Raw genomic sequence first — 8,824 nt, forward strand, 5'->3', positions numbered from 1 at the left:
CGGCTGTTGGTGATGTTTTTCGCGCTGGCGCTGGCCGGGGCGGCCTCCGCCGGCGAGTGGCAGATCGAGACGGTGGACTCGGAGGGGGACGTGGGCAAGTACACCTCCCTGGCGCTGGAATCCTCTGGCCGCCCCCACATCTCGTATTACGGCGACGGTCATCTCAAATACGCCAGCTGGAACGGTAGCTCTTGGTGGATCGAGACGGTGGACTCGGTGGGAGACGTGTGCGAATACACCTCCCTGGCGCTGGATGATTCCGACTACCCCCACATCTCGTATGGCGGCGACGGTGCTCTAAAATATGCTCGCTGGAACGGCAGCTCCTGGCAGATCCAGACCGTGGACTCGGACGGAGACGTAGGCGCGTACAGCTCTCTGGCGCTGGATGACTCCGACTACCCCCACATCTCGTATTACTATGCGAGCTACGATAGCATCAACGACGTGCGGTTCTCTCCCCGGGACGATTACGAGGCCCCTGTGCTCATCACCCCGGACCGGTATTCGCGGGGTTATCTTAAATACGCTCACTGGAACGGCAGCTCTTGGCAGATCCAGACCGTTGACTCAACATCCCCGGATGTAGGCATGTGGACCTCCTTGGCGCTGGATTTTTCAGACCGTCCCAATATCTCTTACAACCTCTTGTACTGGGACGAATATGAACTTAGGCGTGGTGCCCTTAGATACGCCCGCTGGAACGGAAGTTCCTGGCAGACATATGCAGTGGACATGGCAGGAGAGGTTGGCGAGTTCACCTCCCTGGCGCTGGATTCCGACGGTAACCCCCGCGTCTCTTATTACGACGTGAAACACACTTCCCTGAAATACGCCCATTGGGAAGGCGGGCCGGGGGTGGAGGACGCGGAGCTTTCCGCGAACACCTGCGACGAGGGGGTTCTGGTCGGCTGGACGATAACCGGCGATGTTCCGGCGAGCTTTACCGTCCTGCGCTCGGTGGGCGAAAGCGAACCGACGACGGTATCCGGGGCGCTGCCGGGAACGGCGGTGCGCTGGCTGGACACGAAAGCGGAGGCGGGAGTCGAGTATTGCTATTGGCTGGAGGCGGTCGAGGAGGACGGGACGGTCTCGCGCTTCGGCCCCACGGAGACGGTAACCTTCCCCGGAGCGGCGAGAGAGATTGACCTCGCCGTCTACCCCAGCCCGGCGAGCGGGTCTTTCACGATTGACTACACGCTGCCCGGAGACGGCCGGGTATCTATTTCGCTCTACGACCTCTCCGGGCGGCGGATTGCAACGGTTCTCGACGGGGAGATGACCGCCGGACGCCATGATTTTTCCTACGACGCCTCTGCGCTACCTCCCGGCGTGTACCTCGTCCGCCTGGCGACCGATTCCGGCTCCCTCACCCGGCGGGTGGTCGTCGCGCGGTAATTTGTAATGTTCGTAGGGCGGGGTTTCCTAACCCCGCCGCTTTTACGTTCCCACCCTCGACCCTCACCCTAACCCTCTCCCTGGAAGGGAGAGGGGACAGGCGGCGGCCCGCAGAGGACTCGTCCTACGGGGCCGCCCTACGGGACCACCCGATAGCCTGCGAACACAAATGTAGGGCGGGGTTTCCTAACCCCGCCGCTTTATAAGGCAGCCCTCACCCCCATCCCCGTAAGGCAAGCCTTCTCCCACGGGGAGAGGGGGTCGAAACAACCCTCACCCCGTCTTTCCCTTAAATGTAGGGCGGGGATTTTAACCGAGCGAAGCGAGCTATGCCCCCGGCAAATCCCCGCCGCTTTATAAGGCAGCCCTCACCCCGACCCGTCGGCGCGCCGCTCCCACTGGGAGAGGGAGAGCGCTCCGACCCTCACCCCAAAGGGGAGAGGGGTGATTATTTAGGGGCGGGGTTCACACCCGACCGCGGAATCACGGCGCAACCGCATCCCCGGCGGACGGCCCGCCGCCCTCCGCTTCCTCCGTTTCCGGGACGACCACCTCGACGGGAACCTCGACCTCCGCCGGAACGGGTACGAGGAGCATCCCGACGCCGTCGGCGGTGGTGACCAAAAGACCGCCGTCCGACGGGGTCAGCCCCTGCACCGGCTTTTCCGTCGCCCAGCGGTACACCTCCTCCCCCGAGGCCAGGTCCACCGCGGTCAGGTCCCCCTCGGCCTCGGCGATCCAGACCAGTCCGCCGGTGACCACGGGCGGCGCGAGGCAGATGGCCGCCGGTTCGAGAACCGGCCTTAGCACTCCGCTTTCGTCGGCCACGACGAGGGAGCGGTCGCGTCCCAGGAGCACCAGCCCCTCGGGTGCACAGGCCATCCCCGCGGGCGGCGCGGTCAGGGGCGTCGGGTAAAAGCGCGGCTCATCCTCACCCCGCGCGTACACGCCCAGCCGGCCGTCGCGGTCCAGCCAGGCCAGATTCCCATCGGCGGTCACCACCGGCCCCGCCGCCGGCTCTCCGTCGAACCAGCACGTTTTTTCCCATGCGGGGCTCCAGAGGCCCGTGCCCTTGATTCCCTTCACTAGGAGCACCGGCTCGCCGTCCCACAGAACCGGCGGCCCGGCCAGCGGGCGGCCCGGCAGCTCGTGGACTTCCACCGGCTCGCCGTCGAGGGCGCTGAAGCGGGTGAGGTCGCGGCTCGAGAGGACCCAGACCCCTTCCTCGTCGGCGACCAGGGCCCGGGGTAGCTCCTCCAGGAGCTGCCGCCAGCGGCGCGTCCCGTCGAAGAGATCGAGGCACCACAACTCCCCCAGGGGCAGGTCCAGCGCGATGTAAACCGCGTCTCCGACGATTTCCGGCGCGGCGGCCGGGGTGGCCGGGAGTGTCCAGGACCACAGCCGCTCGCCCGTCGCGGCGTCCAGGCCGAAGACACCGTGTTGCAGGCCGGCGTATACCGCCACCCCCCCCTGGACCGCCATCCCCCAGGGGCAGAGGTCGCTCTCGAAGCGCCAGGCCTCGACCAGCGGCGTTTCCGGGGCGGTCTCGGCGTGGAAGCTCCGCTCGAATCCGCCGCCGTAGCCCAGCCAGTGGCCCTGGTTCGAGGTGGGGGCCGCGCCGGTGAAGCTGTGCCCGCTGCACCCGGCGACGGCCAGGGCGAGGAACGGAGCCAGGGCGGTCAACCGGTTCAGGCGCATGGGTCTCATCCTACAACCCCTAACTTGTCCAATGCTGAGCGATGTACTGGTGCGCTTCGTCCATTTCGTAAGGTCGGGTGCTGTTGCCTGTGCGAACGTAAAAATATTTCCGCTCGCCATCCGTTAAATAAATAGGAAATGGAGAACTATTCATGTCCACTCGACAAATGGTTTTTTCTTCAATTTTTTCAAATTCAACTGTGCAGTAATTCCGGGCGTTCTCCCCTAAAAACTTTGTAATAATTTCTGTCAGCTTAAGCTCAAATCCATCTCTATTCTGTTTCTTTAGTGTTTGGAAATCAACCTCAATACCCACAAGTTCACCAGCATCCTCCACACCAATTAAAAGAGTACCGCCTTCGGAGTTTAAAAAACCGGCAATGGTCTTAACTACTACTTTTTCCAATGTATTGTTTTCTTCGTTTCGGCGGAGGTCGTAGCGCAGAGTTGATTTGAATTCCAGGGTCGGTCCTTCGGATTTTCGTAGAAGTTCAGTAAGAGTAGGCTTTGTGGATTTCGAAGGTTCGCGAAGAAGGCTATCCATGTAATCATTAATCGCTTGAGCAATCAAATCTCGGCGGACCTCTAAAAAACCTTTATAATTCTCAATGTGCCATAATTCTGGATCGTCCGGTATGAACTGAGCCCATAGAGCTTTGGGATATCGCTCTTCAATTTCCGGTAAATATTCCACGGGTAGACGGTTGTTAATTTCACGGTTCGTTTTCTCCGTAATAAATACGCGGTTAGCTATCTCGTTGACTATCTTTACATGAAGGTGGTTGTTGCCCTTGTACCCGCCTTCTTCATACAATCTCGATATAGGAAATACATGATGGCTTTGGATGGAATAACTCTTCCCAACGGAACGAGCCAATGGAAGCCCGTTAAACCAGTCCACCGCCCTGCGATATTTTGCCACAACATGAGCCATTCTGTAGAAGGGTTGTTGAATGGAGCGACCTTCTAAATCACCAGACTCTACTTTTATTCGACCTCGCTGCTCAATAACTTGCTTCTCTAGTTCTTCAAAAGGAAAATCGTTATTGGCTACGACAACGATATCATGATCCGTTTTTTCGTTCGGCGAACTGGAGTAACGAGCCCACATGTGGGCAGCGTAAAACCAGTGCAATGCTTGCTTTATTTCATTTTCCTTACTGAGAATGCCACCTCGCTTTACAATAAATGCAACGAGCGGAATTAATACGAATAATGTGTTGAGGTCATCGGTACCGTTAATGTATGCGTGAGTAGGGAGAAGTTCGGTTAAATAATCAAGGGTTGCTGTAACCTGTTTCCAACCTTTGATCAGCGTATCCTTATCTGTGTTGTGTATCTTGCTAAGCTCACCCCGCCAGTGTATAACCGCTGTCAAGCAGCGGACCATAAAACTCAGATCAAAGATGAATCCCTTTTTACTCAACCGATCAATCAGTTCCTTCATCTCCCTGCGGGCGGTTGTCCAGCGACCGGAAATGTGGGCTAGCGCCAGTTCCGCTTCTGTCAGCTTGGTTCCCTGGCTGTTAACTCGGTCAAAAACGTCTATTGCATCATCTACATCGGCTGTTATTGGTACCCTTAAATCGGGAAAATCTCTCTCTGCTATATTCAGTAAACGCTGATGGTTTTTACTGAAAGCGGAAACAAGGCTTTTTACCTCCTCGGTTGAATCCGAGGACATATCCAAGGCAATCACTACCGCGTCAACATTTCCCAAGAAAACCTCTTTAACACAGACCCATGACTTGTCTAAACTCATCACAGACACTTGATAGTAGCGGAATTCACTGGTTAAAAGGTTGAAGTACAGCTGCCGGGGATCATTTTCTATCTCAGTTTCTTTATAAAAGGGAGGGGGATTATCCTTGAGTAACATATATAGAGCGGTAAGCCGTTGTTGCCCGTCGAGAATCACCTGGTAAGTACCTCGTTGCTTCTGGGTGGTGGCATTAAAACCTTTCAAATCCGGTGGGGTTTGTGTTTCCCATATCAGAATAGATCCAATAGGGTACTCTTTAAAAAGTGATACCATCAGCTCTTTGGCTTGATCTAAGCGCCAGACGTATTCACGCTGAAACTCAGGAAGCACGATGTCTTGTGTTTGAATACGATCAATCAGAGTTCTGATCTTCATCTCGACCCCTTTACCGGTTAGTAAATATTAAGGCATTATACCTGCTATCGGGCAGGGGTGGCAACGGGGGTTCCGCTTGCGGCAGTGCTCCTTGCCCAGGCGGACGAAGAGGGCGTGGAGTTCGTTGTAAACCTGTGCGTCCCGGGGCAGATTGGCGGTGAAGAGCGCCGCCAGGTCGTCGTAACCCGCGCGGGCGTCGGCCCAGCCGTGCCGCTGCGCCACGCGCCGGGTGTAGGCGTCCACGACGAACACCGGCCGCTCCAGGGCGTATAAAAGAATCGAGTCGGCCGTCTCGGGGCCGATTCCCCGGAGGGCCAGGAGCTCTCCCCGCAGGGTTTGCGTGGGAACCGCTTCCAGCCGGGTGAAATTCCCGCCGCAGCGCCCGTCGAGCCAGGAAAGGAGCAGCCGGAGCCGTTCCGCCTTCTGGCGGAAGAACCCCGCCGGGCGGACGATCGGCGCCAATTCCTCCTCCGGGAGCGCGCGGAGTTTGGCAAAATTTAGGTCCGTCGCCTCCCGCAGCGCCGCCAGCGCCCGCTCCACGTTCCCCCAGTTCGTGCTCTGGGTCAGCACCGCGCCCAGGCAGACCTCCAGCGGGGTTTCGCCGGGCCACCACCCCTGGGGGCCGAAGCGGGCCAGGAGCGCGCGGTATACTTCCAAAAAATCCGGGGCGCCGTCCATTTAAAAATGCGTGCCGGTGGAGACGTGCAGTACGCCGATGACGAGGAAGACCGCCCCGGCCAGCACCGCCGCCCAAGCCGCGAACTTCCGCAGCGACGCCGACCGGCTCAAGGGGCCCGCCAGCGTCAGCGGGATGAACCAGACCGAGGTTCCGAAGAAAAAGGCGATGAACAAGAGAAGCGATTGCACCAGGTCCCCCGTGGCCACCCCGAGGGTGACGGTGGAGACGAAGGGGACGCAGATCGAAAGACCGGAGGCGAGGCCGATGAGAAAGGCGGCCGGCGGCTTGCCCTCCCGCTCGTTCAACTTTTTACATAGACTGGCCGAGGGGAAGCTCCGCCAGAGCCCGTAGGCCAGCATGAGCGCCCCCACCAGAATCTCCGAGGCGCCGGGGAGCCAGGGGACCCGCCGCAGATCGGGGTTCAGAAGCTCGGCCACCAATCCCACCGCGAGCCCCACCGTCAGGTAGCCCAAGAGCCGCCCCAGGCTGAACTCGAGGAACAGCTTGAACGACCCGGCGAAGCCCCGCCGGTCCTCGGCCAACAGGAGTGGCACGTAGAGCGCCGAGCAGGTGGCCAGGCAGACCGGCCCCAGCGAAAGGCCCAAGAGCAGCGCCAGCCCTATGGTTTCCATCATGGTGGAAGCGCTCCGGGGAATGATGCGGGCGACGGACGTCCGGGGTGTATTCTACCGCCTACAGCCCCCCCGGGGCAACCGTACTTGGCCGGAGGCCGGCGTTGTAGTAAAATCGAAGGGGAGGTTACCCCCACGATGGCGCTTACGGTCGGATTGATCCTGGCGGCGGGCGGTCTGGGCAAGCGCTTCGGCGGCGCGGAACCGAAGCAGTTCGCCGACCTGGGCGGTCAGACCGTCCTCCACCGGACCGCCGAGCGGCTCCTGGCGAGGGTCGAGTTCAACCGTCTGGTGGTCACCGCGCCCCGGGGCTTCGAGGGCCGTACCGGCTTCGAGGTCGCCCGGCTCGGCGGGCAGTTCACCGTGGTCACCGGCGGCGAGGAGCGCTGGCAGTCGGTGCGCTACGCGCTGAAATCCCTGGGCAAGGTGGACCTGGTGGTGGTGCACGACGCGGTGCGCCCCTTCGTCACGCGGAAGGTCCTCCAGGACGCCCTGGCGGCGGCCCTGGTGACCGGGGCGGCGGTGGCGGCGGTTCAGGCCACCGACACCGTCAAGCTCTCCACCCGCCTAATCACGGTGAAGATGACCGTGGACCGGCGCCGGGTCTGGCTGGTTCAGACGCCCCAGTGCTTCCGCTACGGGCTCCTGCGTCAGGTCTACGATCAGGACGACGAGCGGCTCGCGGGGGCGACCGACGACGCCCAGCTCGTGGAGAGCGTGGGACGGCCGGTGAAGCTCATCCCCGGCCACCGGCAACTCTTTAAAATCACGACCCAGGAGGACCTGTGCTGGGCCGATCTCCTGTTGAAGAACGACCTGGTGGTGGACTGATGGAGGCCCCCCTCGCCCGGTACTGGGAGCCCGACGGTGACGGCGCGGTCCGCTGCACGCTCTGTCCCCACCGCTGCCGCATCGCGCCGGGGAAGAGGGGAATTTGTCGCCTGCGGGAGAACGTCTCCGGGGAGCTCATCGCCGCCGCCTACGGCCGCACCATCGCCATCAACCTGGACCCCATGGAGAAGAAGCCGCTCTACCACTTCTACCCCGGCTGGACCATCCTCTCCGTGGGGCCCAACGGGTGCAACCTTAGCTGCCGGTTCTGCCAGAACTACACCTCGAGTCAAATGGAAGCGCCCACGAGCCACGTCTCGCCGGCGGAGCTGGCGCGGATGGCCGACCGGCCCGGTTGCCGCGGCGTCGCTTTCACCTACACCGAGCCGCTGGTCTGGTTCGAGTACGTCATGGACGCGGCCAGGGCCTGCAAGGCCCGCTGCCTCTCAACCGTCTGCGTCTCCAACGCCTACATCGAGCCCGAGCCCTTCGGCGAGCTCCTCGGGGTGATAGACGCCTTCAACTTCGACCTGAAGTCCACGGACCCGGCATTTTACCGCGAGCTCTGCGGGGGCGAGCTGGAGCCGGTCCTGGCGATCATCGAGCGGGCGATGGAATCCTCCGCTCACGTGGAGATTACCAACCTCGTCATCCCGGACCGGAACGACTCCCCGGAGCGCCTGGGGGAGCTCGCCCATTGGATCGCGGAGCGGAACCCGCGCACGCCGCTGCACCTCTCCCGCTACCACCCGGCGTGGAAGTTCAACGCGCCGCCCACCCCGGAGAGCACCCTGCAGCGCGCCTGGAAAATCGCCCGGGAGGCGGGGCTCGAGTACGTCTATCTGGGGAACGTGTCCGTCGAGGCCAAGTACGCCGACACCTGCTGCCCCAAGTGCGGGGCGGCGCTGGTCCGCCGCTCGGGCTACCGGGTGGAGGTGGCCGCCCTTTCGGCCGAGTGCTGCTCGGCCTGCGGCGCCGACGCCGACTTCGTGAACCTGTGACGGACCGGGGAAAGGTCCGCGCGCGGCGGTGAACGGCACCGTCGGTTGATTGCAACCCTATGAAAAATATCAAGATAGCCCTGGTGTTCGGCGGCAGGTCGGGGGAGCACGAGGTCTCCCTCACCTCCGCCCGCTCCTTCATCGAGGCCCTGGACCCCGACCGCTTCACCGTCATCCCCATCGGCATCACCAAGCGGGGCCGCTGGCTCGCCGGACCGGGAATCCTCGAGAAGCTGGAAAGCCGGGTGGATTTCCTCCCCCGGCGCGGGAAAGACCCGCACCCCGACGTGATCCCGGCCGTTCCTCTCCCCGAACCGATGGACGAAACCGCGGACCCCGCCTCCCCCTTCGCCGAGGCCGACGTCGTCTTCCCCCTCGTCCACGGCACCTACGGGGAGGACGGCTGCCTCCAGGGGCTCTTCGAGCTGGCCGACCTGCCCTACGTGGG

The 8,824-nt window shown here is 61.7% G+C and carries 8 protein-coding genes; 4 read left to right on the top strand and 4 right to left on the bottom strand.

Annotated features, from left to right (window positions below):
* The coding region (locus NTW26_04905; protein ID MCX7021608.1) for a T9SS type A sorting domain-containing protein at positions 1 to 1,398 on the top strand (1,398 nt) is incomplete at its 5' end.
* A gap of 483 nt (positions 1,399 to 1,881) precedes the next feature.
* Here NTW26_04905 and NTW26_04910 read toward each other — a convergent pair.
* The 4 genes from NTW26_04910 to NTW26_04925 are packed head-to-tail and all read right to left on the bottom strand — an operon-like array spanning position 1,882 to position 6,547.
* Positions 1,882 to 3,096, bottom strand: a complete 1,215-nt coding sequence (locus NTW26_04910; protein MCX7021609.1) for a PQQ-binding-like beta-propeller repeat protein — start codon at positions 3,094 to 3,096, stop codon at positions 1,882 to 1,884.
* A 19-nt stretch (positions 3,097 to 3,115) separates the two neighbouring features.
* A complete protein-coding gene (locus tag NTW26_04915) occupies positions 3,116 to 5,233 on the bottom strand; it encodes a DUF262 domain-containing protein (protein MCX7021610.1) in 2,118 nt (705 codons plus the stop codon).
* Positions 5,234 to 5,260: 27 nt separating this feature from the next.
* The gene (locus NTW26_04920) at positions 5,261 to 5,911 is read right to left on the bottom strand and encodes an endonuclease III domain-containing protein (protein MCX7021611.1); all 651 of its coding nucleotides are present in this window, start codon (positions 5,909 to 5,911) and stop codon (positions 5,261 to 5,263) included.
* Positions 5,912 to 6,547, bottom strand: a complete 636-nt coding sequence (locus NTW26_04925; GenBank protein ID MCX7021612.1) for a sulfite exporter TauE/SafE family protein — start codon at positions 6,545 to 6,547, stop codon at positions 5,912 to 5,914.
* A gap of 135 nt (positions 6,548 to 6,682) precedes the next feature.
* On the opposite strand from NTW26_04925, the gene ispD reads away from it, so the two are divergent.
* From ispD to NTW26_04940, 3 genes are all read left to right on the top strand, one after another.
* Positions 6,683 to 7,375: a 2-C-methyl-D-erythritol 4-phosphate cytidylyltransferase gene (ispD, locus tag NTW26_04930; protein ID MCX7021613.1), complete on the top strand. Its 693-nt coding sequence runs from the start codon at positions 6,683 to 6,685 to the stop codon at positions 7,373 to 7,375.
* Positions 7,375 to 8,376: an AmmeMemoRadiSam system radical SAM enzyme gene (amrS, locus tag NTW26_04935; protein ID MCX7021614.1), complete on the top strand. Its 1,002-nt coding sequence runs from the start codon at positions 7,375 to 7,377 to the stop codon at positions 8,374 to 8,376. Before ispD ends, amrS begins: the two co-directional genes overlap by 1 nt.
* Positions 8,377 to 8,435: 59 nt before the next feature.
* On the top strand, positions 8,436 to 8,824 hold a 389-nt coding region (locus tag NTW26_04940; protein MCX7021615.1), incomplete at its 3' end, for a D-alanine--D-alanine ligase A.

The organism is bacterium (assembly GCA_026398675.1).
Taxonomy (GTDB): Bacteria; RBG-13-66-14; RBG-13-66-14; order RBG-13-66-14; family RBG-13-66-14; genus RBG-13-66-14.